The sequence below is a fragment of the Alteromonas lipotrueiana genome, from assembly GCF_019249245.1.
Taxonomy (GTDB): Bacteria; Pseudomonadota; Gammaproteobacteria; order Enterobacterales; family Alteromonadaceae; genus Alteromonas; species Alteromonas lipotrueiana.
In genome coordinates, this window is sequence record NZ_JAESDK010000007.1 from 118,583 (window position 1) to 142,802 (window position 24,220).

The window sequence follows — 24,220 nt, forward strand, 5'->3', positions numbered from 1 at the left end:
TGTCAGGTTTTTTTACATAAACCCAAATATTATACCTTCGTCGAAATAAAAATATCTTTTACATCAATATATTGCAATTACCGCCAGAGTCTTGCATATTTTCATAGCTGATTAATATTTGAGTAACAATATTCGCCAGCCTCTAATAATAATAAAAATCCAGAATAGGAAACTTGCCAGAACGCGAACTCTTTTATACGACAGCAAAATAATTGCTGCGCGAATACAGTAAAAGGGGCGCAACGCTGCAGTAAAACATACGGAATACCGCATTTACTGTATGCAATACTATAAAAAAGTGTCGATGGGAGACGCAAATGACGTTCAAGAAACATCTATTAGGAACCATGGTATCTATGGCTGTGACCGCTTCGCTAATGCCAGCTGCATTTGCAAGCAATCAGATTGCCGTTTCAGATCCAGGTAAGCTAAAACAAGTCGGTCCTGTACAATCACCAAGAACAAATTCAGGCGTTTATATAGTTCAGTTAAAAGATGCCTCTGCAATTACCTACGCAGGTGAAATTGGCGAACTGGTTCCAAATAATCAGGCGGTGGCCATTAAAGGTAATCGTTACAATGCTGGTAGCAGTAAAATTCAGGCCTACACCAACAAATTAAAATCACGTCAACAGCAGATTGCCAGCGCGTCAGGCACTGTTAAGGTATTGCATAATTATGTTCATACCTTTAATGGTTTTGCTGCAGCAATGTCAAAATCGCAGGCTGAAGCGCTACGTTCTAATCCTGATGTAGTGGGTGTATGGGAAGATGAGATGTTCACCATCGATACCGCCAACACCCCAGAGTTTCTTGGTTTAACAACTGGCGAAGGTCAACATGCGGTCGGGCTTAAAGGTGAAGATGTTATCGTCGGTATTCTTGATACCGGTATTACCCCTGAGAATCCAAGCTTTGCAGATGATGGCAGTTATTCAGATAAAAGCACTTTAGACTGGAGTGGGGAATGTGTTACCGGCGAAGACGAAAGCTTCTCGTGTAACAACAAGTTAATTGGTGCGCGCTATTATGGTGACACGTTTGCTTCTGTTTATGACATCCAAACTGAGCTGGGCGAGTTTTTAAGTCCGCGTGATGCTGATGGACACGGTAGCCATACGGCCAGTACCGCCGCCGGTAACGAAGGTGTGGTGGCCATGAGAAATGGTGCTGAACTGGGCGTAATGTCTGGTATTGCGCCTCGTGCCCGTGTTGCGGCGTATAAAGTATGTTGGAATTCTGATTACACCACGCCTGAGGGCGACGACCAGGCGGGATGTTTCCCGGCTGACTCAATGGCCGCTATCGATCAGGCTGTGGAAGACGGTGTTGATGTACTTAACTTTTCTATCGGTGGAAGCCGTACCGACCTGACATATCCATCTACCGCCGCCATGTTACGCGCCGCTGATGCAGGTGTATTTGTGGCAGTTTCTGCTGGTAACTCAGGCCCGGCGACTCAAACTATCGGCACACCTGCTCCGTGGGTAACTACAGTGGGTGCGTCAACCTATGATGGTGTAAGCAAAACCAATGCGTTACTGGCTAATATTGCAGGTGAAGAACAACGTTTCGGTTTTGTTGAAGGGTCTATTACCAAGCCATTATCTGAAACCGGTCCGGTGGCAGGTGAATTAGTTTTAGCAGAACCTCTTCTTGCCTGTTATGACGACGGCGCAACCCCTACGCCTTTAGCGAATGCTGACGAAGTAAACGGCAATATCGTGCTGATTCAACGTGGTGAATGTGCTTTTACACAAAAAGTAACCCGTGCGGTTGAGTCAGGCGCATCTGCGGTTGTGGTTTACACTGTAGAAGGCAATCCTATTACGTCACTAGGTGGCAATTTTGTTGGCGAAATTCCCGGAGGCATGATTGGCGCGCAGGACGGAGACAGTCTGGCTGCTGCACTGAACAATGGCGATACTGTTAATGTTGAGCTTAGCGCATCTATCTTTATGGATCAGATAGAACAAGGCAACATGATGGCTGGCTTCTCATCACGTGGTCCTAACGCTTCTACCACCGATGTTATCAAACCTGACATTACTGCCCCGGGCGTTCGTATTCTTGCGGCAACCACCGACACGCCAATGTTCGGTGAGCAAGGCCAGCAGGTAGCGTACTTAAGCGGTACGTCTATGTCATCGCCCCACATTGCGGGTATGGCCGCATTGCTAATGGGTGAGCACCCAACCTGGTCTCCGGCTCAGGTTAAATCAGCGCTAATGACAACGGCTTATCAGGGTGTAACTAAAGAAGACGGCGTTATTCCAGCCGACCCCTTCGACTTTGGCGCCGGACACGCTGCGCCAGCCGATGCCAGAGCACCTGGACTGACCTACGATGCAGGCTTCTTTGACTACATGGCCTTTATGTGTGGCTTGGGTGAAGAAACGTTTGTTGCAGATTCAAGTGGATTCAGCTGTGCAGCCTATGAAAATGCCGGATTCCTGACTGATCCCTCACAGCTTAACTATCCGTCTATCGCTATCGGTGAATTGCAAGGTAGCCAAACTGTATTCAGAACGGTAACCGATGTTTCTGGTACCGGCGGTAACTACACGGTAAGCCTTGAAGGGCTGGAAGGTCTGGATGTTTCAGTCGCTACTTATAATGGCGAAGGTCAGCTGACCGAAAGCAATAACGTAGTGGTAGCACAAGGTGGTCAGGCTGCTTACGGCGTTACTTTTGAGAAAAACAGCGACGCGGTTATTGGTGAATGGATATTTGGCGCTATTACACTTACAGGTGAAGATGGCAAAGAAGTTCGTAGCCCAATTGCAGTAATGCCTGCTGTTGATGTTCAGATTGATGTGCCAGAATCGGTTACTTTAGAGCTTAAGCGTGGTCGTGCATCATTCCCGGTTGAAATGCGTTATAGCGGCTCAACCAGTATTGACTATGCCGGATTGGATGCAGGTGAGTTCTACAGTGACCAGGTCACACAGGATCCGTCTCAATCATTTGTATTCTTAGGTGAAGGTACGGTTTATACAACCTGGTCGGTTCCTGCTGGCTCTACCGTTGCTCGCTTCTCGATGCGTGATGAGTTGGTAGAAAAAGACGGCGCTGATTTGGATCTATATGTGTATCGCTGTATCGAGTACTCATGTGCCCAACTTGATTCTTCGCAAAACCCAGGTTCTAACGAAGATGTGATTATTACAAACCCAGAACCGGCAGCGGGTGAGCTACCTGGTAACTTCTATCTGACATTTGTACATGGCTGGTTTGTTCCAGAGGGAGTAACAGACTTTAGTGTGCAAGGCTGGGTGGTTGATGGCAAAAACCGCAATTTGCGAGTGACTTCATCACGTCGTGCGATAGAAGGGCGGTTTAATAATGTAAATGTTGTTACACGTGGTCTTAGTGAAGGCATTCACATGGGCAGTGTAAGCTTCTATGACAGTGAGGGTAACCTTCAGGGCACCACTGTGATGGAAGTGCGTAAATAATAATAACAATAATAATGAAGTAGGGGCCCGACGGGCCCCATAATATTAAAAAAGGAATACACAAATGATGTCTCTAAAAAAATTACTATGTTCAGCAACAATTATGCTTACAGCAGCAACTGCGTCGTTGTCTGCTAATGCCGCGTTTATAAATCAGCAGGTTAATGTGGGCGGTGCAACCATTGCCTCTATCGGTGTTGATGTAAATAATGAAGCATTAGGTCAATTCATTGTAGACGGTGGCGATTTAACCAGCGTAGACAGCTTTTTTAATCCCGACCTTTTTGTATTAGAAAGCTTTTCATTTTTGGGCGAAGCGGTTGATGTAGTTAATGACGTATTTCAGTTTGAAATTGTTCAGGATTTAACTGACCTTACCAAGGGCTTTGATTTTCTGGCATTTGATATTGATTCACAGGTATTTGGAGAAACGGTAGCTGTTAGCTTTTTCTTTGACAGAGCCTTTCCAACTTTCAGTTCGTTTCAGGTGTTTGACCTTGACGGAAACCTATTAATTTCAGAATTTGGCGATACAACAGATTTTTCTGTCGTACCAGAACCTTCAGTATTGTCAGTTTTTGCTTTGGGTATGATGCTGTTACTTACCGCGCGTCGTCAGCGTCGATAAAAGCCAGATCTAGTCATACTTTAGCCCTCCTTTGCGAGGGCTTTTTTGTGTCTGTTTGTAAGTGAATCGAGCACGGGCTTACGAAAGTAGATGCTATCTGAAACATTAGTTGTATTGCAAAACAGCCTTTAAACATAGATACTCTTATATACGCTTTACCATTTAAAATCAGGTGCTTGTGCTCAGATATGCAATAATCTATATCATGATCCCCCTTTTTTTTGGGGTCTCAGGGTACGCTGGGGCACAACAAACCCAGGTGAATTATTGCGCCCAGCAAAACTGGCTGCCCTACGAGGCGGTTCGCAATACCCATCACATCGGCCTTATTGCTGATTATTTACGCTTAGTCAGTGAGCTTACGGGGATTGAATTTCATCTGGTCCCCACCAAAAATTGGCAACAGAGTCTCACCTATCTGGATACAAACCAATGTCAGGTTGCAGTTCTTAATAAAAATGTGGGAGCCAACGATCCGTCCATCGTTTTTTCACAAAGCTTTATGGATATTCCGGATGTTTTAATCGCTCAACATGGTAGCCCGATGTTGCAAGGGTATGGCGGTATAGGAAGCCGTCGCCTGGGGGTAGTAAAAGATTATCAACATCGTGACTATCTGGCTCGCTACTATCCCGCGATACATGTTGTTCTGTTTGATTCACAGTACGCAAGCTTTCGCGCGCTACAGCGCGGCGATATTGATGTAATGGTAGGCTCATTATTAAGCGTTAATGCTTACCTTAACAAACATGAAGATGATTTTGCGATTGTCGGAATAGCGCATCCGTATGATGGTTTGCATTTTGCTGTAAGCCCTGCTGTAAAAGCCACGCTTTTGCCTTTACTGGAGTCGGGCATAAACGCAATACCTCAAAACCGTAGTGTCGAGCTGTTTAAACAATGGAACCCAATTAAGGTTCGTCAGCATCAAAAATTATGGCCTATTGTGGTTATAGCACTGTTGTGTTTGCTTATTGCTGGGGCTGTTTTTTGGCGGCGACATGCATTTAGGGAATTTAAACAAAAATTAAATAGCCAGTCTGCCGAAATAGCTTCGCAACAGGCCGTAATTCTTGAAAAAAGCCGAACTATTGAATTTTTAACGAATCACGATGCAGTCACGGGGCTATACAACCGAAACCATTTTATTTTAAAAGGTGAAGAAGAAATATCTCGTTATACGCGATTTAATTCGCCCGCCTCTTTAGTGGTGATGGAGCTTATTAGAATTAAACCTAATACCGATGAAGCCAAGAAATATAGCAACGCGGTTTTCTTACGCACTATCGGCAAAGCCTGTATGGCTTCGGTTCGCGAAGTGGACGTGGTGGCCCGTTGGAATAACGAGCAGTTAGTATTTTTATGTCCCCAGACAAACCAGGACGATGCAACAACCCTCACCCATAGGCTATTAAGTAGCATTGAGTCAGCGGCTACTGAACAAGGCTTTGAAGTAAATATTGCAGCAGGCGTTGCGGCATTAAAAGACAACTGGTCTTTTAATGATTGGTACGAGCAAGCTTGCAGTATTTTATATCAGGCACGCCGTCAGGGCGGGGGTGTTGTAAATCTGGATTACTTTTAAACGCTGGTAACGAGATTGTTACCAGCGTTATTTATATTATTTTTCTACAAAGCCCTGATTGGCTTTTATGGTTAGGGGGTGATAACCCGATTTCGCTTCATTAAATGCTTTAGTGGCAAATGCTTTGCCTTCTGAGGTTTTAGACAGTTCGCGGTACAAAGGTTTAACTAACTTATTACGGCCAATACTTACCAGGTACTCGTAAAGTCGATCATAAGCTGGCTTGTACTCATTTTTAACCGCAATCATCAACCAGCTATGTGCAATTTCGTTATTTTGTGACGCGGTCAGGTCAAACTGAGCCTCGAGCTCGTTTAACTGTTCTTCAGACAATTCTTGCGGCAAGTTATTTAAGAAATACAACCACTCATGAGTCGTCCATGCGTCAGTTTTGATTTCTGATGCGGCTATATTTTCGTCCAGCCAGGCATTTCGTAGCTTATCTATGTTACTAAAAGCGTCTGACTGCGGTACGGGTGCGCCTTTGGGCAACCCAGGCTCAAAAATCCACTGCTCAATACGTTGTTTACTCAGTTTTTCAGGGTATTGTTCAAGCAATGTCTGGTCTAAATAATCGATAAAGCTTTGAGTGGTAATACTCTTAAAAGCAAAGTGCTCAAAGTAATTCAGCAAAAATGCATCAAAATTTTCACGGCCTACCTTTTGTTCTATTTCGCGCAACATCAACGCGCCTTTTTCATAGGGAATATCTGAAAAAACATCATCAGGATTTCGGCCCCGAAGATCTATAGCCAAAATTTCATCTTTATCTTTTAACGCTTTCAGATCAGCTTGCAAACTTTGGTAGCCTAATACAGCTTCCATATTATAGCGATTTTCACCATACAACTGTTCCATAATCCGATAAGTCAGATAGGTAGTAAAACCTTCATTCAGCCACAAATCTCGCCAGGTGGCATTGGTCACTGTATTACCCGACCAGCTATGAGCCAGTTCATGAGCAATCAGAGCCACCAGACTTTTGTCGCCGGCAATCACCGTTGGTGTTATAAACGAAAGCCTGGGATTTTCCATTCCGCCAAACGGAAATGACGGCGGTAAAATAAGTAAATCGTAGCGGTCCCATTGATATGGGCCAAAGGTTTTTTCGGTCAGCTCAAGCATACTTTCCGTGTCCTCAAACTCAGCCGCCGCCGAGGCCAGTAATTCAGGCTCTGCGTAAACGCCGGTGCGTTTTCCCATGGCTTTGAAGTCAAGGTTACCAATAGCCAGCGCGATTAAATACGAAGGAATAGGCTGGGGCATAGTGAAATGATATTCGCCATCACGGGCGGTGTCGGGGTCGTTTGATGCGCTCATCACTGCCAGTAATTCTTCTGGTGTATGTATGGTCGCGTCATAGGTCATTCGTACCTGCGGCGAGTCTTGTAACGGAATAAAACTACGGGCGTGTACCGCCTGAGCCTGAGTAAATAAAAACGGATGCTGTTTACCGGCAGTTTGCTCGGGGGTAAGCCATTGAACACCGGAGGCCGAAGGTGACGTCTGGTAATCAATGGTCACCTGACTGGCCGTTTTTGGCAGCATAATCTGCAATGCGGCGCCTAGCTCAGGATCTGCAGGTTTGAGGGAATACTCTACCTCGGTGCCATCGACGGTAACACTGGCAATCTTAAGATCGCGGGTATCAACAATAAGTGATTTAGCTGAATGGTCTATGCGTTCGAAGCTCAGGGTCGCCTGTCCATGCAGCACGCTGCGTTCAAAATCTGCGGTAAGGTCTAGATCAAGATGCGTAACTTTAATCTGATCAGGATTAGAAAAAGAGTGGTAATCGGTACTGGCTTCAAATTGCTCGGTAGCCGGCTGGGGCTTGGTTGGCTGTAAAGAAGAGTCTTGTCTCACCGTTTCGCTACAGGCAAAAAGCAAGGGTGATGCAAGCCATACCCAATTTAATCTATTCATTATTATCCTTATTGCTGGTGTTTGAAGATGGGTAAATAGTGTGGGGTAATGGTATCGTGATGGGCGCCGTTGTACAGCGGGTTTTAGATAAACCGGCACTATGGAGGTGCCGGTCACAATACGGTATCCGTTATTTACTTTGACAACGTAAAACGAGTGTCCGCATCGCGTAGCAGATACAAGGCGAAACAAGCGCCCCACATAGGCCAGGCTGCAAAAAACAGTAAGTTATTAAATGCATCTAAATACTGCGGGAATGAAGACAGTGTGGAGGCCCCATGCAAAATAAACACAAGGCCATAAGTCCAGCGCTTAGCAACACCGGCAACAAAAGCCAGTATCAACACAATCTGTAATGATCCCAATGCATATATCGCCATTTCACCTACACCCTTAATAGCATAAAACGACTCAAAAATTCGAATACCGTGTGCCGGGTTTACAAATTTGTCCAGGGTCCAGACAAGAAGAACCAAAAACACGGTCAGGCGAAGGGCCAGTAAAGACCAGCTAAGGCGGGATTGTAGTGTAGAGCTCAAGGGTTGAGACATAAGTTTTCCTAAAGTCTGATATTATTTGATATGACACAAGAACGAATAACTCGCGGTTTTATTTCATAAAATTAAAAATTTTTTTTATTTGTACTGAAAGTTTTATTAGCACGTATCGGTCGATACAGGTAAGCATATTTTACTGGAAAATTCATGAGCAAGGTTATTGGCAGGCGCCATTATTTACATTTTGCAATTCTGAGCGCTGTAAGTACAGCCAGCGGGGTTCAGGCCCAAACTAATATCGAGGTAATTGAAGTTACCGGCGATAAAGGTCAGCAAATTTCGCTAAATCCGGGTGCTGGTAAAGCGGGCGGCCTGTTTGGCCAAGAAATGGCGGTCAGTGATATTCCCCGGGCTATCACCTCGTTATCAGACGAAGCATTGACTCAGTATAATATTGATAGCTTGCATGATATTGCTCGGGTAGCACCCAATACCTATGCATCCAGTGGCTTTGGCACACCTAGTTTGCCATCAATGCGTGGCCAGTTAGGAGAGTTGTTTCAGGATGGCATCCGACGCCAGGCGGGTAACAATGGCTTTGGTCTGCCGTTTTCATTTAACAGCGTGGGGCAAATGGACATTGTGAAAGGCCCGCCTACGGTGCTGCTGGGTAGCACGCAACGTAATGGCGGGTTTGTGAATGTTCAAAGTAAAACCGCATCGCTTACCCAAAATCTGGGTTTTGCCCAATTAAGTGCCGGTCGTTGGGATCAATATAGTGCATCGGTGGACTATTCTCATATACTTGCCGCTGACACTACTGCCATAAGACTCAGTACGCAGTGGATAGACAACAACAGTTTTTATCAACACGCCAGCGAACAAAGTGAAAATGTTTTTGTAACGCTACGCCACCGCATTAGCCCAACAACGCTTTGGGATGTCAGTGTTGAATATTTTGATGCCAAATACCCTGACATTGCTGGCATTAACCGCCCAACCCAGGCGTTGATTGATGATAATCTTTATATAACCGGACAAGGCGTACAACCGAATGGCAGCACTGTACCTGGCAGCGGAGCAATTGTGTCGCCACAGGGGCAGGTTTACATCGATCGCTCTAATGTTTTGACCCACCCGGATGACATAAACAATGCAAAAACAACAATTTTGCGGAGCAGCGTAAACAGCGAACTTTCCTCAGACTTACAACTACGAAATATAAGCTACTACCAATATCTTGAACGTGAAGAAATTGCCACCAATAGCTTTGTTGAGATTATTGACGGCGCGCACACTGCGCAAAACCGCACTGAACTAGATATCCGGTTAAATGACCACCAGACAACCACTGTGGCTTTGGATATTCGTTATAACGATGTTCTTGGATACAGCCAGTTCACCACTGAGGCCGATAATCCGATTGATTTGACCGGACCGTTAGCTGCGCGTCTCATCCCGTTGAACGAAAGTCAGCGACAACGGCTAGTTGCCTTGCAGGATAACGTATTTGTTTCACCCGGTGCCCAGTACGATGTTAACAACGACGGGCAGGGCGACTTTAACTTATCTGATACTACCGACTCGACCACGTGGCAAACCGGCTTGGCGCTGCAACAACAATCTGACTGGACTTCTCGTTTCTCGACCATAGTGGGAGTACGAGCGGATTATTATGACGTAAGCGCGCAGGATGCATTACCGCCACAGGGTGTAACGCCTGCTTCAGATACTTTTAATACCTGGCTATATAGCGCCCAACTAAACGCCACTTACGCAATTACTCCTGCTCTGAATATTTATGCGGCATACAGCAACAATGACGCGACCTCAAACAGTATGGCCGGTGGCACAGTTTTGGGCGCAAACAATCAAATTAGCGAAGCCAACTTTAATACCGAAAACACCCTTTATGAAACCGGGCTTAAGTATGCCCCGAGCGAAGCATTGTATGCTGAGTTTGCTGTATTTGAGCAAACTCGCAGTTTACGTAACCGCGACGGCAGTAACACTGGCATTAAAACCAAAGGGTTTGAGGTGCAGGCATTTTATCAGGCTTCAGGTTATTGGCTAAACGCCAGCTACAGTTACCTGGATGCCCGGTTCGATGACTCCGCTGCATTTCAGGGAACGCGTCAGGTAGCCGATGTTTTTGATAACAGCGCGCCAGATATAATACGTGGTACCGGGGTAGGCTCGCCGTCTTTTGCCGCCTTTGCTCCGTCCGATTCTCAGGTTCAGGGGGTGGTACCCCAGCTTTTCGCCGTAAACGGCGGCTGGAATATTACACCTGAAATTGAAGTAGGCAGCAGCTTTGTTTATACCAAATCATTCCCGTTAGATTTTTTACAAACTGTGTTCATTCGCGACCAGATACGCTGGGATCTCAACGCATCTTACCAAATTATGCCCAATTTGCAGGTACGTTTTGATATGGTCAATGTGACCGATGAAGACAACTGGCAGCCGGTGTTTGAAGGGGGCTACTTTGGTGCTGACTTAGTCATGCCAGAGCTACCCAGACATTCAAAAATAACAATGCGATATGCATTTTAAAAACGGAAGAAAATCATGTTAAAAAAAGCAGCATTGTTAGGCATTATTGCGGCCCTGGTGGCGGCTTTTTTTGTATTCGATCTTAACCAGTACTTAACCCTTACCGGGTTAAAAGAATCAGTGGATGAGTTCAGCGAGTATATTGATCAGAACCCTGTTTTAAGCATTAGCGTATTTTTTGCAATTTATGTGGCTGTTACCGCTTTGTCCTTACCCGGGGCCGCAATTTTAACACTGGCTGCCGGCGCTCTGTTTGGGTTGTGGCTGGGTTTGCTGTTGGTGTCATTTGCTTCAACCATCGGTGCGACTCTGGCTTTTTTAAGTGCCCGCTTTGTATTTCGCGATACGGTGAAAAAACGGTTTGGGGAGAAGCTTAAAAAAATTGATGAAGGGGTTGAAAAACAAGGCGCATTCTATTTATTTACCTTACGGCTGGTGCCGGTTTTCCCATTTTTTGCCATCAATCTACTAATGGGCTTAACCAGCCTCAAAACCCGTACGTTTTACTGGGTTAGCCAATTAGGAATGCTGGCGGGAACGTTAGTTTATGTTAACGCCGGTACTCAGCTTGCACAGCTTGACTCGTTATCAGGCATCGTGTCGCCTGATCTGATATTAAGTTTTGTATTGTTAGGAATTTTTCCCTGGATTGCCAAGGCTATTGTGACAATTGTCAATCGCCGGCGGGTGTATAAAGGCTATCAGAAGCCTGCGTCATTTGACCGCAATCTGGTGGTTATTGGGGCAGGGGCTGGCGGGCTGGTAACCAGTTATATTGCCGCGGCTGTAAAGGCGAAAGTGACCCTTGTTGAAGCATCAGAAATGGGAGGCGACTGTTTAAACTACGGGTGTGTACCCAGCAAAGCGCTGATAAAAAGCGCCAAGGTCGCCAGTCAATCGGCCAACGCCAGTCGCTATGGTCTCACCGACACCCCTATTGCTATTTCATTCAAGCAGGTGATTAAGCGGGTGCATGAAGTTATTGCAACCATTTCCCCCAATGACAGTGTACAGCGCTATACCGAACTGGGTGTGGATGTGGTGAAAGGGTATGCCAAAATTGTTGATCCGTGGCGCGTCGAGATAACCCGCGATGATGGCCAGGTACAAACGTTGACCACCCGCAGTATTGTGGTTACCACCGGTGCAAGGCCATTTGTGCCGCCGCTTAAGGGTATTGAACAAAGCGGGTATGTTACTTCTGACACTATGTGGAACGTCTTTTGTGACCGTGAACATGCACCTAAGCGACTGGTGGTATTGGGTGGCGGGCCTATTGGTTGTGAATTAGCTCAAGCGTTTTCGCGTTTGGGCAGCCAGGTCACCATAGTAGAGCAAGCAAAACAAATCATGGGCCGCGAAGACGCTGAAATTGCCCGCTTTGTTACCGATACCCTTGAAGCTTCGGGCGTAACAATACTGACCGGTCACAAAGCTGGACAATTCAGCCAAAAAAGCGAAACCCGTCAACTACAGGTAACACATAACGATGAACGCAAAACCATTGAGTACGATGAGGTTATTGTGGCAGTGGGACGTAAAGCGCGACTTGAAGGCTTTGGGCTTAAAGAGTTAGGTATTAACTTTGATCGCACCATTGAAGCTGATGAATTTTTACAAACCCGTTTTCCTAATATTTATGCTGCCGGCGATGTGGTTGGACCTTATCAGTTTACCCACGTGGCCTCGCATCAGGCGTGGTACGCCGCCGTAAACGCTTTATTTGGTACCTTTAAAAAATTCAAAGTTGATTATCGGGTAATCCCCTGGACTACCTTTGTCGACCCGGAGGTAGCTCGGGTAGGGCTAAACGAAACCGAGGCCAAAGAAAAAAATATCGACGTAGAAGTAACCCGTTACGAATTTGCTGAACTTGATAGGGCGGTAACCGAAAGTGCGCGTCAGGGCTTTATTAAAGTACTGACCCCGCCCGGTAAAGACAAAATTTTGGGTGTCACCATTGTAAGTGAGCATGCCGGTGATTTATTAGCCGAATTTGTTCTGGCAATGAAGCACAAGCTGGGATTGAATAAAATACTGGGCACTATTCATGCGTATCCGACCTGGGCTGAAGGAGCAAAATACGCTGCGGGTAACTGGAAAAAAGCCAACAGTCCTGAATCACTACTAAACTGGGTGGAGAAATATCACACATGGCGTCGCAAATAAAAAAGCCGTTAATGATAGCAATGTTACTGTGGCTGACAGCAGCCTCAGTTAGCGCCGAGGATTCGATACACCGGCCTTATAATGCGGTGTTGCAACAATATGTCGAAACCACTTCACCGCACAGTACTGTGGTGGACTATGCGGCGCTGGCAAATGACCAGGAGCCATTAAATCAGTACTTATCGACACTAAAGGCCATAAGTAAGGAAGAATATGAACAGTGGTCGCGAGAAAGGCAACTGGCTTTTCTGATCAATGCTTACAATGCACATACCCTGGCACTTATTATAAAGCACTATGACGATATAGACTCAATCAAAGACATTGGAGGATTTTTCTCGTCAGCCTGGAACCAGCCAGTAGCTTTGTTGTTGGGTGAAAAACGCACGCTGGATGATATTGAGCATGGCATGATTCGAGGGCAAAGCCGGGCGTTTCCCGGCTTCAATGAGCCACGCATTCATTTTGCGGTGAACTGTGCCAGCGTTGGCTGTCCGGCGTTGCGAGAAGAAGCGTATACCGCGCAAAAACTAGAGCAACAACTTAGTGAGCAAACACAGCGCTTTTTATCTGACGAGAGTCGAAACCGTATGACCAAAGATGGTCTACGGGTCTCAAAAATATTTGACTGGTACAAAGAAGATTTCACCGCTCAAAAGCGTTCTGAAAAAACCGGCCTGGGTGATTTTTTTAGCCAGTATGCGTCAGCCATGAAGCTGACCGATGCGCAACAGACACAACTTAGCAATAATGCAGTCGATATTGGTTTTTTAGAGTATGACTGGTCGTTAAATGACACTGAGTAAAATGTGTATCATTGGGCTGCTGTGCTGGGCTGGTTTAACCGGCCAGGTTAGCGCAACCACAGTGCAGTTTTTTGGCTGGGGGGGCAGTCCTCAGGTTAATCAGTATTTACAATGGGTGTCAAAGCAAACTCAGGCGCGCTACGACATAACAGTAAACCACGTGAAACTGGCCGATACCAGTGATGCCGTAACCCGGGTGCTGGCCGAAAAAGCAGCAGGTAATCTGGCTAACGGCAGTATTGATTTGTTATGGATTAATGGCGAAAACTTTGCAGCAATGAAGCAAAGTCATTTACTGTTGAGTGACTGGGCGGGGCAGCTTCCCAATTTTGCGTTAACTCAACCTGATAAAAATCCATCCATGCGGATGGATTTCGGGGTTGCTACCGATGGCCAGGAAGCCCCCTGGGGTAAAGCTGCGATGGTGTTTTATTACAATCAACAACAGCTATCTAGCCCCCCGACTTCGTTGGCTGAGTTACTAGATTTTGCCCGGCAACATCCTGGGCGCTTTGCGTATCCGCTCCCCGATGATTTTCTTGGAATAAGCTTTTTAAAATACGCCGCGTTAGCTTTAAACCCCACTCGTCAGCAACTTTTGTATCAGCCGGTTACCGACCACGCACTTACCAGGATAACTCAGCCATTGTTCGATTATTTAGACACGCTGCATCCGTTGTTGTGGCAACAAGGTGAGTTTTTTGTTCGACAGGCCTCGATGTTGCAGCAATTATTTAGTGACAACGAAATATTACTGGCCTTTTCGTTTACCGCCGCAGAAATTCCGGCAGCGGTGTCTCGTTTTGACTTACCAAAAGCTACGCGAACTTATGCCATGAGTGATGGAAGTTTGTCGAATGTCCATTTTGTGGCGATTCCGTTTAACAGCGCTCGGGCAAATGCGGCCAAAAAGGTCGCTAATTTTTTATTGTCACCTGAAGCTCAGGCGTATAAGCAGCGCCTTGATGTGTGGGGCGATGAAACCGTATTGGCCATCGATGCATTACCCGCCGCTCAGCAAAAGCTGTTTCAGGTTCAGTCTCATTCTTCAGCTCTGGCCCCGGGGGCGTATCAGAAATTGTTGGCAGAGCCCCATGCCAGTTGGGCGCCGGCCTTGCGCAAAGCCTGGTATGCGCGTTACGGGGCACGGCTTTAAATGGGGTTCACAACGGTACTCAGCCTGGCGCGTTATCTTTTTTATATTATTTTGCTAGTACCGGTGGCGGTAGGCGTAGTGGGGGTGATGTTACCAGCCGTGGGTTTTTTTCCGGCACTTGAGCAGCATTCTTTGTCTTCTGAGCCCATTACCCGACTGCTGGCCTATCCTGGTATAGCAAAAATGGCAGGTTTGTCATTGTTTACCGCACTGCTGGCCACGCTTATTGCGTTTATCGGCACCGTGGCGTTGTTGGCGCAGTTTTATCAGCGTAAGTGGCTAGGCTTGATCCAGCATGGTTTAAGCCCGGTACTGGCTATACCCCACGCGGCGGCGGCCATTGCTGTGGCCTTTTTACTGGCACCTTCTGGCGGGGCAGCCCGGGTTAGTGCAGCAGTGACCAGCACGGCTCTGCCTGATACTGATAGTTTAATGTATGACAGTTTTGGGCTGGTTATTGTACTGGCGCTGGCAATTAAAGAGCTGCCGTTTATGTTACTTATGGCGCTGGGTATATTATCGCAACCCAGTGTAAAACAACGACTTGAAGGGCAGATGCGTGTGGCCCAAAGCTTAGGTTATTGCCATCAAACCAGTTTTTTGAAAATTGTATTTGCACAGCTTTACCGGCAATTACGTTTACCCATATTGGCGGTATTGGCCTATGCCAGTGCCAGCGTTGAGATTCCTCTTATTTTAGGCCCTCAGAATCCACCCACACTGGCGGTAGCCATAGTGCAGTGGTTTAATTATACCGATCTGTCGATGCGTTTTCAGGCCAGTGCGGCAGCTATTTTACAGGTTTTGGTTACTTTAGCGGCGGTTACGGTTTGGCTGATAGGCGAAAAAATCTGGCAATGGCGGTTTTGCCAACAATTAGCCTCTGGTAATCGCCGCTGGGGAAGCGTGTTTGTTAAACTGCTCGCAGGGATATTACTTGTCTGTTTTACTCTGGCGACCATATTGTTAGTTTTGAGCATGGTGGGATATTCTGTTGCCGGTTACTGGCCGTTTCCCGATTTGGCACCAGTGCAATTGACGCTGTTGCATTGGCGCAGCGCCTTGCAGGCGCTAAGTCAGCCTATAAGCAATACTTTGATTATGGGCTTTGTCAGCACCAGTATCGCAGTAATTCTGGTGTTGTTATTTTTAGAAAACGAGCAACAGAGTGATATAAAAAGAGCGTCAACTTCGCTGGCCGATAAATTATTGTTTATCCCGCTGATGGTACCTGGTGTGGCTTTTTTGTATGGGCTGGTATGGGTGAGGCAGTGGCTATTTGCCGATGCGTTGTGGGTGCCCGTTATTCTGGCACACCTTATTTATGTCATTCCTTATGTATTTTTGTCTTTAGCCGTTGCTTATCGTCAGTTGGACGTGCGTTATGTTCATGTGGCCAGCAGCTTAGGCAAATCTCCATGCCAGATATTTTTATCAGTTAAATTGCCGATTCTATTTGCCCCCATCATGGTGGCTCTGGCATTAGGTGCGGCCATTAGTTTTGGTCAGTATCTGCCAACATTATTGGTAAGCGGAGGCCGGCTTGCTACCGTTACCACCGAAGCGGTAGCCATTGCGTCTGGCGCCAGTCGGCGGCTAACGGCGGTGTACGCCCTTATGCAAATGCTGTTACCCCTACTCGGATTTGTACTGGCGTGGTGGCTACCGACATTTTTGTTTAACCCTGCCAAACGGGCTAACGCCTCTGCTAAAAGGAACCCTGCGTGTTAGTACTTGAAGATGTTGCGATACAGCTAAAATCGCAAATCCTGCTGCAGGTGAATGCAGTGATCAAGCCCGGTGAAATAGTGACCCTCATGGGCCCGTCAGGCGTAGGAAAATCATCGGTATTGGCCGCTATTGCCGGGTTATTGCCAGAGACTTTTCGCCTTAGCGGAAAAATTATTCTTAACCAGCATAATATCACCAACATGCCTGCTCATTTGCGGCACACAGGGCTGCTGTATCAGGATGCGCTGCTGTTTGAGCACCTGGATGTCACCGGTAATATCGTTTTTGCTATGCCCGGCAAAAAACACCGTGACAAAAAACAATATGCCCGACAGTTGTTAGAGCAGGTGGGGCTGGGAGAGATGGCCCAGCGCCCGGTCAGTACATTATCGGGTGGTCAGGCCTCGCGGGTGTCACTGGTTCGAACGCTGGCATCAGAACCCGCCGCGTTATTGTTGGACGAACCTTTCAGTAAGCTGGATAGCGCTACCCGACATAGCACCCGACAATGGGTGTTTGAAAAAATCAGAGAGGCAGGTTTGCCCGCGCTGCTTGTCACTCATGATGAAGAAGATGCCGCGGCAACCGGCGATAAAATAATTAAGGTGTAACATGCTAGATTCTATTGTAACCCCGGTCATTAAGCCTACGGTGAGGCCACTGATAAAGTGGTTGGATAAACATCATGTTAGTCCTGACCAGCTTACGGTGGGCGGTTTTTTATTCGGACTGTTGGCAGTGCCGTTAATTGTATCTGGTTTTTTTTATACAGCGTTGGCAGTCGTTTTAATTAATCGATTGATAGATGGCCTCGATGGCGAGTTAGCCCGGTATCAGCACAGCAGTAGCAGCGCAGGTGGTTTTTTAGACATTTGTTTGGATTTTTTGTTTTATGCCAGTATTCCGTTGGCATTTGGGTTAGCCAACCCAGCGCAATGGGGTGTGCCGGCCATGGTTTTGCTGGTGACATTTATTGGCACGGGCAGCAGCTTTCTGGCTTTTGCCATTGCCGCCGAAAAGTATGCTATTCAGCGGCCTCAGTTTACGAATAAAAGCTTTTATTATATGCAGGGCCTTACTGAAGGCACCGAGACAATTTTATTTTTTGTCGCAATTTGTATTTGGCCCCAGTGGTTTTCGGTCTTGGCGTATGTGTTTGCTGCCGCTTGTGCTATCACCGTGATAACCCGTATTGCAGGAGGATATAAAACCCTGCAGCAGGCACAACAGCAACAAGAAGCTGCTGATGCTTGAGCAACAGGGCGTCATTCGCATCAGTGTTTTTGTGACAATATTTTTACTGATGGCAGCCATTGAAGCCTGGCGGCCCGCGCGTCAGGCGCAGATTAAAAAACGGGTTCGCTGGCAGGCTAATCTGGCTATGGTGGTAGTGAGCGCTTTAGTTGGCCGGGTGGTATTGCCCGCCACCGTGGTGGGTGTGGCACTATGGGCGCAAAGCCATGGATATGGCCTGTTTCATCAGGTTGCTGTCCCTGGCTGGCTGGTGTTGGGGCTAAGTTTGCTTGTTCTTGATTGTACTATTTACTGGCAACATCGGCTGTTTCATCAAATTCCACTGCTGTGGCGTTTACACCGGGTTCATCATGCTGACAGTCACGTAGATACCACCACCGGTTTGCGTTTTCATCCTTTAGAAATCGCTTTAAGTTTGTTTGTGAAAGCCGCGATGGTATTGATTCTAGGGATACCGGCGCTGGCAGTACTTATTTTTGAAGTCGCATTAAATGGCTTCGCTATATTTAATCATGCCAATATTCGGCTGCCTCAGGCTATTGATGACAAAGTAGGTTGGTTTGTTATTACTCAACGTTTGCATCGGATTCATCATAGCCAATATGGGCTTGAGACCAACCGTAATTTTGGGTTTAGTGTGTCCTGGTGGGACCGGTTGTTCAAAAGTTTTTGTGCCCGGGGCAAGTTAACCGATTACAATTTAAAAATTGGCCAGCGCGATTGCCCGGCCACGAATCGTAATGCCCGCCTGTGGACTTTACTGGTTATGCCATTCAAGCGCCAAAAAACAGGAACAAATTCTTCAAATAAACAAAAAGTTAAACAATAGGATCGAAGTGCCATTTATGATTTTCGTAGAAAATGTGACTGCGATCATATTCACGCTCTGAGCGCCAGTTACGGTTGTTGAGCTTAACCGAAACCCCGCTGTACAGTCTTTTGTTGGCAATTAAACCGATTTCGTTTTGATAGGCGTCCTTTTTCTGGCGCATTTCTAATACTTTCAGCTCTAGCCAGTTTAAAAGGTCAGTTTCTCCATTGTACATCTCTACAGCTTGTTCTACTTTTGCGTTGAGTTCACTGGGCAATAACTTTGCTTTTATCGATTCAATTTTTTCTCTGTGACGGGCGTTATTGTCGCGTAACTGCCGCAATAGTTCGTCCAGTTCATCTTTACGCTCCAGCAGTTTACTGAAGCCCGGACTAAAATCTATTTTAAGAGTACTGCCTGAGACTGCGCCCAAAGTTCCGGCGCTGATTGTTCCCTGGCTGATAATTTCACAGGCGAACAAGTTACCCATAGGTTTAGCAACCTGACCTACGGTGACCGACCCGCCGCATTGAATTCGACTATACGCCAGCTGACGTCCCACGGTTATATTTCCCGAACATTGCATATCAATGCCCTGGCCATGCTGAACATGAATGCTTCCTTTCGCAGTAAGCTGACACGAGTAACCCGCACCATCGTCATCAACCTTGCCCATGGCACCTTCGGTAACAATAATGTCGCCACCGGCTTCAATACGCGCAGACTCGACAAAGCCATTAATTGTGACATCCCCTGAGGCCTTAATTTCCATCTTTTCGGTAACATCACCGTTAACCAACACCGCACCATCGTAAGAAACATGGCCGCTGCCAACGTTCACGCCGCTGCAAATAAACGTGTCATCGACATCCATAACCTGATTGCGGTATTTAGGCATGCCTGAGATAGTGGCCACCAGTATATTGGAGTCGTGTTCGCTAATAGCAGTGCCCTTGCCCATTTTAAACTCTTGCCAGCAGCCGGGCTTTGCAGTAAGTATATTGCCTTTTACGTCAAAGCCATGGCGCCCTTGGGAAGGCTCGGTACGACGCAATACCGGAGCATTTACTTTTACGCAAATTACTTCGCCAAGGTTACGCATATTCACTCTGTCGTTGTCGTCTACCTGGGGTTTTAAAACACGCTCTAACGCGTTAGGAACTAAAGGCACAAACTTGCTGTTGCGACCATCTTTGGGCGGCAGACCTCGAGCAATTTCGCCTTCTATAATGCTGCCAGGGGCAGCGTTACTTAGTTCTGTTAATAATTGTTCGAGTCTTTTAAAGCTAAGGCCGCGACAAATGCCAGCGTGTTCGGCCATATTATGAAGAATTGCAATGGTAGGAAGGCGGCCGCCGTAGGGAGCGGTAAACACGACCCCGGCACTCAGACCGTCGCTGCTTATTTTAAATTCGACTTCCGTATTGCGGCGTTCACCGATACGTTCGCGAACTTTGGTATTGTCATTAGTTTTAAAATAGTGATTGGCTTTGTCACACGCGCTTTTAAGGGTGTTTTGAGAAATATAAAAGGTTTTATACTGCCCTTCATTTAACTCTTTCCATAGGCTTTTGGAATCCAGTTCACGCTCAAACATACTGGGGTCAAGCACCATATCGATAAAGTTTTTAGTATCATCAAGTAAGACTGAAACGCCAATCATCGCTGCTTCCGGTTAGACAAACTCATTAAAACGGCAGTCTTGCTACCAGCTCCATGTTACCGCTTACTCTATAGTGTTTTTAATTTACACGTCAAAGGTTTTCGGCATAGTGATACAACGCGCGTAAAATAGCCTGCTTGTTTGGATCAAGATTAGATTGGTTCGCCAGCCTTTCAATCTCTTCTAAATAAGGTGCCAGGGTGATGCTGGCGGGCGAGTCAGGCTCTGTCAGGCGCGCTTTACGATGATTATGCCAGCGCTGCAGTTCTGTCTCGGTTAAGGTGTGTGAATAATTACGGGCCCGATAACGAAAAAGCATGTCACGCAGTTTTTGATTTTGTATTTTATCGGTTAGTGTGGTGAGCTGCTCGGCATCAGTTTGGTGAACCTGCTCGCACCAGCGCCGCTCTTCGTCGGTTAAAAAGCCGCCACTATACAGAGCATGATCAATATCATCTGGCTGCTGCTCTCGTTCTTTTGCATACACTGAGGTGAGTTTAGTCGCCAGTCCGTCAACCTGACTTAACTGTTTGAAATTATCAAGGCAGTAGTCACGGTCCAGTCCGAGGCGTTCCGCGTTTTCCTGTGTCATTGCTTTGGCTGTAGTGACAAATGGCGAACGATTAATATGGATAAGCTTAAGACTTGGTCGCGCCAGTCCATCGAGCGCCTTGGCCGACAGGTAAATTCGGCGCTGAATTTCTTCTGCGTCAAGTTCTAAAAGAGGCTGAATATCCTGACTTAGGTCAATGGCGATGATGGCATTCGCATTAACCGGGTGAGGGCATACGGGCATAACCCAGCTTACACACCCCTGACGCGCAGGCAACTTTGAAGAAACATGTAACACCACAGAAGGTTTGGAAAAATCGAACTGCTTGAGTACATTGTGTTTGGAGCGCAGAGAAAAAGCATAATCGTAAAGCTTGGGCTGTTGTTCTTTTATCAATTTAGCTAAAGCAATGGTAGCGGTAACATCTGATAGCGCGTCGTGAGCATGACCATGCTCCAAATTATTTTCGGCGCACAAGTCCTCAAGTTTAAAGCTGGGAGTGCCGTCATCTTTGCGCGGCCATTTTATCCCGTCGGGCCGAAGTGCATAACAAGCCCGGGCTAAATCAATAATATCCCAGCGACTATTGCCATTGCGCCATTCGCGAGCGTAGGGGTCAATAAAGTTACGATAAAACAGGTATCGACTTACCTCATCATCAAATCGAATGCTGTTATAACCTACTACACAGGTATTGGGTTGTGACATAGCCTGAGCTACCTGACGGGCAAAATCAGCCTCGGTGGTACCATCACGCAGTGTCTGCTGAGGCGTTATACCGGTTATCAGACATGCGCCGGGCGTGGGCAGATAGTCGTTAGCAATCTGACTCATTATATTGATAGGTTTGCCAATGACATTTAAGTCCATGTCTGTACGAATAGCAGCAAATTGACATGGCAAATCTTTTTGTGCGCTGGTGCCAAAGGTTTCATAATCATGCCATAACATACTGGGTGCTGTTGTCATTCGCTTTACTGCTCAATTGATAAGTGTCGCGGGGCAGTGTACACCGGCTGTTTATAAAGGTAAAAACCATAAAAAGCACGGTGGCAGGCTAATTGCTGTTAAAAGGCATGTATTTGGGGTAGATGCTCTATACACTTATTAATAATTAAGCAAAAAACGTAAGGAATACAAAATGAAAACAAGGTTGAAAGGTATTTTATGTGGGCTTGGCGTATTGTTGTCGCCCACCGTATTCGCTGCCGACGTAGCTATTGTGGTACACGGCGGGGCCGGAACTATCCTGAAAAAGAATATGAGCGCTGAGCAAGAGCAGCATTATGCTGAAAAGCTGGAAGAAGCAACTCGCGCCGGGTATGCATTATTAAAACAAGGCGAGGCTGGTGAAAAAGCGGTGGTCGCTGCTATTCAAATTCTTGAAGAGTCACCCTTATTTAATGCAGGTAACGGTGCGGTGTATACCTACGACGAAACCCATGAGCTTGATGCTTCAATAATGCATGGTAAAAATTTAGAAGCCGGGGCAGTGAGTGGCGTCACAACCATCAAAAGCCCGATTGAAGCAGCCCTGGCGGTTATGCAACACTCTTCACATGTGCTGTTGGCCGGCAAGGGCGCCGAAGCCTTTGCACAATCGCAGGGTTTACAGCAGGTTGACAACAGTTACTTTAATACGCAACATCGGTTAAAGGCGCTACAAAAGGCCAAAGCTCGAATGCAGGAACAACAACGTGAAGATGGCGGGCAGCAAGGCAGTGAAAAAATGGGTACAGTGGGCGCGGTTGTGTTAGACAAAAGCGGCAATATTGTGGCCGGGACATCTACCGGGGGCATGACCGCTAAACGATATGGCCGGGTAGGCGACGCCCCCATTATCGGAGCTGGTACGTATGCCGACAATGAAAGCTGTGGTGTTTCAGCTACAGGCCATGGCGAATATTTTATTCGTTATAACGTAGCCGCCGATATTTGTGCCCGGGTCCGCTATCAGGGGGTAAGTATTCAGCGCGCTGCCGAAACGGTGATTAACGAAGAGTTAAAGCAAGCTGGCGGAACCGGCGGCGTGATCGCTATGGACAAACGCGGCAACATAACGATGCCATTCAACACCGCCGGTATGTACCGTGCTAGTATAAATGTTGAAGGTAAGTTTAGCGTCGGCATTTATAAAAATTTGATGAAAGACACACATAAACAATAGTGCAATTAAACGAAATATTTCCTCGCTGTTTCCGAATTAAAGGACTAATCTTAGAGTACTGCAGGGAAATGTTTTGAAGCAGCATAAAGAATTCGTTTTTAGCCCAAATTACAAAATTGAAGGGCTGACCATATTCAGTCCTTCAATTACCCGGAGGCATTATGGAATCGTTGCAGGTATGTGACTACATGAACCATCGGCCAGTGCGCCTGACCATTGACGTACCCGTTGCCGAAGCCGTTGAACGCTTGTTAAATAGCGGGCAATCTGGTGGGGCCGTTATCGATGACCGAGGTCGGTTGGTCGGTTTTTTATCAGAGCAGGACTGCATCGCGCAAATGATCGAGTCATGTTATTACCGTGAACAGGTTTGTCGTGTGAAAGATATTATGCAAGCGCCCGCACTTAGCGTGAAACCCTACATGTCAGTTATCGAGCTCGCTCAACAGCTAATCAAAAACAACATGCCGCGGGTCTATCCGGTGGTAGATGACGACGGCGTATTAGTAGGAAGCATCAATCGGGCTGCGGTCTTAAAAGCCATAGACAAACAACTACGGGCGGGTTATCAGGCAGTGAGTTAGGTTTGATTTTTCTGAGTTCATTTTGGTATTGAGCTTACAGACATTCAATCTAACTAACGTTTTCTGCCGAGAAACCGCCAAAGTTTTTACTGCTCTCAGAAAAGTAGGCTTTACAAGTAAATGATTGAACACTGACGTTAATCAACGGTAAACCAACAGCGTTCCCTAGAAGCCATGGGTGTACATAGAAGGCTCGGGAGTAAAGCGCTCAGCTTTTATCGGTGTCTACTGAAAGTGGTAGAATTTAAGTGCCTCACCAAAAAATCGTCTGAAAAGACGAAGTAATATTCACCCAAATACAGCGGTTGGCTTTCTGAAGTATTTGTGTAAATAAGCTAATAAAACATCTCTACGCCAACGGCGTTTTATTGACCTTCACTGAAGCGGCCCGCATTCATGTTTTTCCGAAACTATCTGTTTCTATTCGGGCTATCTGCGCTTTCAAGGCGAGCCATACTGATACTACATGCTCTCACAGAATGATGGCGGGATTTCTGCTAAAGCAAACAAGAAATACTTTTAAATACCAATAAAGGCCAATAATGTGCCAATAAAGACACCCACTCCTGAAATTAACACTACCAGCTGCACCGCTGTTGATATGGACACCCACTAATATTGATATGGACAATACTGATATGGACAGCCACTCCTGAAATTAACACTACCAGATGCA

At 46.5% G+C, this 24,220-nt stretch carries 17 protein-coding genes; 13 read left to right on the forward strand and 4 right to left on the reverse strand.

Annotated features, from left to right (window positions below; all coding sequences use genetic code 11):
* The first annotated feature begins 317 nt into the window (after positions 1-317).
* The 3 genes from JK130_RS16740 (at position 318) to JK130_RS06960 (ending at position 5,671) form a co-directional block, all read left to right on the forward strand.
* Positions 318-3,458, forward strand: coding sequence for a S8 family serine peptidase (locus JK130_RS16740; RefSeq protein WP_218353591.1), 3,141 nt, complete (start codon positions 318-320; stop codon positions 3,456-3,458).
* 64 nt (positions 3,459-3,522) lie between these two features.
* The gene (locus JK130_RS06955) at positions 3,523-4,086 is read left to right on the forward strand and encodes a PEP-CTERM sorting domain-containing protein (protein WP_218353592.1); all 564 of its coding nucleotides are present in this window, start codon (positions 3,523-3,525) and stop codon (positions 4,084-4,086) included.
* Between the two features lie 205 nt (positions 4,087-4,291).
* Complete coding sequence (locus tag JK130_RS06960) at positions 4,292-5,671, forward strand: transporter substrate-binding domain-containing diguanylate cyclase (protein ID WP_218353593.1); 1,380 nt, start codon at positions 4,292-4,294, stop codon at positions 5,669-5,671.
* 36 nt (positions 5,672-5,707) lie between these two features.
* Here the strand turns inward: JK130_RS06960 and JK130_RS06965 are convergent, their stop codons facing one another.
* Positions 5,708-7,597, reverse strand: coding sequence for a M1 family metallopeptidase (locus JK130_RS06965; RefSeq protein ID WP_218353594.1), 1,890 nt, complete (start codon positions 7,595-7,597; stop codon positions 5,708-5,710).
* A gap of 134 nt (positions 7,598-7,731) precedes the next feature.
* Complete coding sequence (locus JK130_RS06970; RefSeq protein WP_218353595.1) at positions 7,732-8,148, reverse strand: hypothetical protein; 417 nt, start codon at positions 8,146-8,148, stop codon at positions 7,732-7,734.
* 153 nt (positions 8,149-8,301) lie between these two features.
* Between JK130_RS06970 and JK130_RS06975 the strand changes: the two genes are divergently transcribed.
* From JK130_RS06975 to JK130_RS07010, 8 genes are read left to right on the forward strand one after another with little or no spacing between them, the layout of a single operon-like run.
* Positions 8,302-10,650 carry a TonB-dependent receptor gene (locus JK130_RS06975; RefSeq protein ID WP_218353596.1) on the forward strand — a complete coding sequence of 783 codons (2,349 nt, stop codon included), beginning with the start codon at positions 8,302-8,304 and terminating at the stop codon, positions 10,648-10,650.
* A gap of 15 nt (positions 10,651-10,665) precedes the next feature.
* On the forward strand, positions 10,666-12,819 hold the full coding sequence (locus JK130_RS06980; RefSeq protein WP_218353597.1) for an FAD-dependent oxidoreductase: 2,154 nt from the start codon (positions 10,666-10,668) through the stop codon (positions 12,817-12,819).
* Positions 12,804-13,625: a DUF547 domain-containing protein gene (locus JK130_RS06985; RefSeq protein WP_218353598.1), complete on the forward strand. Its 822-nt coding sequence runs from the start codon at positions 12,804-12,806 to the stop codon at positions 13,623-13,625. The genes JK130_RS06980 and JK130_RS06985 overlap by 16 nt, the downstream gene beginning before the upstream one ends.
* Positions 13,612-14,781 (forward strand): ABC transporter substrate-binding protein, encoded by a 1,170-nt coding sequence (locus tag JK130_RS06990; protein ID WP_246587717.1) that lies wholly within the window; start codon positions 13,612-13,614, stop codon positions 14,779-14,781. Before JK130_RS06985 ends, JK130_RS06990 begins: the two co-directional genes overlap by 14 nt.
* A complete protein-coding gene (locus JK130_RS06995; protein ID WP_218353599.1) occupies positions 14,782-16,512 on the forward strand; it encodes an ABC transporter permease in 1,731 nt (576 codons plus the stop codon).
* Complete coding sequence (locus JK130_RS07000) at positions 16,506-17,123, forward strand: ATP-binding cassette domain-containing protein (RefSeq protein ID WP_218353600.1); 618 nt, start codon at positions 16,506-16,508, stop codon at positions 17,121-17,123. The genes JK130_RS06995 and JK130_RS07000 overlap by 7 nt, the downstream gene beginning before the upstream one ends.
* A 1-nt stretch (position 17,124) precedes the next feature.
* Positions 17,125-17,766 (forward strand): CDP-alcohol phosphatidyltransferase family protein, encoded by a 642-nt coding sequence (locus tag JK130_RS07005; RefSeq protein WP_218353601.1) that lies wholly within the window; start codon positions 17,125-17,127, stop codon positions 17,764-17,766.
* Positions 17,759-18,595 carry a sterol desaturase family protein gene (locus JK130_RS07010; protein ID WP_218353602.1) on the forward strand — a complete coding sequence of 279 codons (837 nt, stop codon included), beginning with the start codon at positions 17,759-17,761 and terminating at the stop codon, positions 18,593-18,595. The genes JK130_RS07005 and JK130_RS07010 overlap by 8 nt, the downstream gene beginning before the upstream one ends.
* On the opposite strand, the gene JK130_RS07015 is transcribed toward JK130_RS07010, so the two are convergent.
* Both JK130_RS07015 and sbcB read right to left on the reverse strand, forming a co-directional pair.
* On the reverse strand, positions 18,585-20,240 hold the full coding sequence (locus tag JK130_RS07015; protein ID WP_218353603.1) for a FapA family protein: 1,656 nt from the start codon (positions 20,238-20,240) through the stop codon (positions 18,585-18,587). The two genes, JK130_RS07010 and JK130_RS07015, sit on opposite strands and share 11 nt — an antisense overlap.
* Before the next feature lie 91 nt (positions 20,241-20,331).
* Complete coding sequence (gene sbcB / locus JK130_RS07020) at positions 20,332-21,762, reverse strand: exodeoxyribonuclease I (RefSeq protein WP_218353604.1); 1,431 nt, start codon at positions 21,760-21,762, stop codon at positions 20,332-20,334.
* 172 nt (positions 21,763-21,934) lie between these two features.
* On the opposite strand from sbcB, the gene JK130_RS07025 reads away from it, so the two are divergent.
* Both JK130_RS07025 and JK130_RS07030 read left to right on the forward strand, forming a co-directional pair.
* A complete protein-coding gene (locus tag JK130_RS07025) occupies positions 21,935-22,960 on the forward strand; it encodes an isoaspartyl peptidase/L-asparaginase family protein (RefSeq protein WP_218353605.1) in 1,026 nt (341 codons plus the stop codon).
* A 161-nt stretch (positions 22,961-23,121) separates the two neighbouring features.
* Complete coding sequence (locus JK130_RS07030) at positions 23,122-23,544, forward strand: CBS domain-containing protein (protein WP_218353606.1); 423 nt, start codon at positions 23,122-23,124, stop codon at positions 23,542-23,544.
* Positions 23,545-24,220: the final 676 nt, after the last annotated feature.

Coding starts and splice junctions, on each gene's coding strand:
- JK130_RS07005 (WP_218353601.1), top strand. CDS start 17,125: ATGCTAGATTCTATTGTAACCCCGGTCATTAAGCCTACGGTGAGGCCA.
- JK130_RS06980 (WP_218353597.1), top strand. CDS start 10,666: ATGTTAAAAAAAGCAGCATTGTTAGGCATTATTGCGGCCCTGGTGGCG.
- sbcB (WP_218353604.1), bottom strand. CDS start 21,762: ATGACAACAGCACCCAGTATGTTATGGCATGATTATGAAACCTTTGGC.
- JK130_RS07025 (WP_218353605.1), top strand. CDS start 21,935: ATGAAAACAAGGTTGAAAGGTATTTTATGTGGGCTTGGCGTATTGTTG.
- JK130_RS06970 (WP_218353595.1), bottom strand. CDS start 8,148: ATGTCTCAACCCTTGAGCTCTACACTACAATCCCGCCTTAGCTGGTCT.
- JK130_RS07010 (WP_218353602.1), top strand. CDS start 17,759: ATGCTTGAGCAACAGGGCGTCATTCGCATCAGTGTTTTTGTGACAATA.
- JK130_RS06955 (WP_218353592.1), top strand. CDS start 3,523: ATGATGTCTCTAAAAAAATTACTATGTTCAGCAACAATTATGCTTACA.
- JK130_RS06965 (WP_218353594.1), bottom strand. CDS start 7,597: ATGAATAGATTAAATTGGGTATGGCTTGCATCACCCTTGCTTTTTGCC.
- JK130_RS06990 (WP_246587717.1), top strand. CDS start 13,612: ATGACACTGAGTAAAATGTGTATCATTGGGCTGCTGTGCTGGGCTGGT.
- JK130_RS06995 (WP_218353599.1), top strand. CDS start 14,782: ATGGGGTTCACAACGGTACTCAGCCTGGCGCGTTATCTTTTTTATATT.
- JK130_RS06960 (WP_218353593.1), top strand. CDS start 4,292: ATGATCCCCCTTTTTTTTGGGGTCTCAGGGTACGCTGGGGCACAACAA.
- JK130_RS06975 (WP_218353596.1), top strand. CDS start 8,302: ATGAGCAAGGTTATTGGCAGGCGCCATTATTTACATTTTGCAATTCTG.
- JK130_RS07015 (WP_218353603.1), bottom strand. CDS start 20,240: ATGATTGGCGTTTCAGTCTTACTTGATGATACTAAAAACTTTATCGAT.
- JK130_RS16740 (WP_218353591.1), top strand. CDS start 318: ATGACGTTCAAGAAACATCTATTAGGAACCATGGTATCTATGGCTGTG.
- JK130_RS07030 (WP_218353606.1), top strand. CDS start 23,122: ATGGAATCGTTGCAGGTATGTGACTACATGAACCATCGGCCAGTGCGC.
- JK130_RS06985 (WP_218353598.1), top strand. CDS start 12,804: ATGGCGTCGCAAATAAAAAAGCCGTTAATGATAGCAATGTTACTGTGG.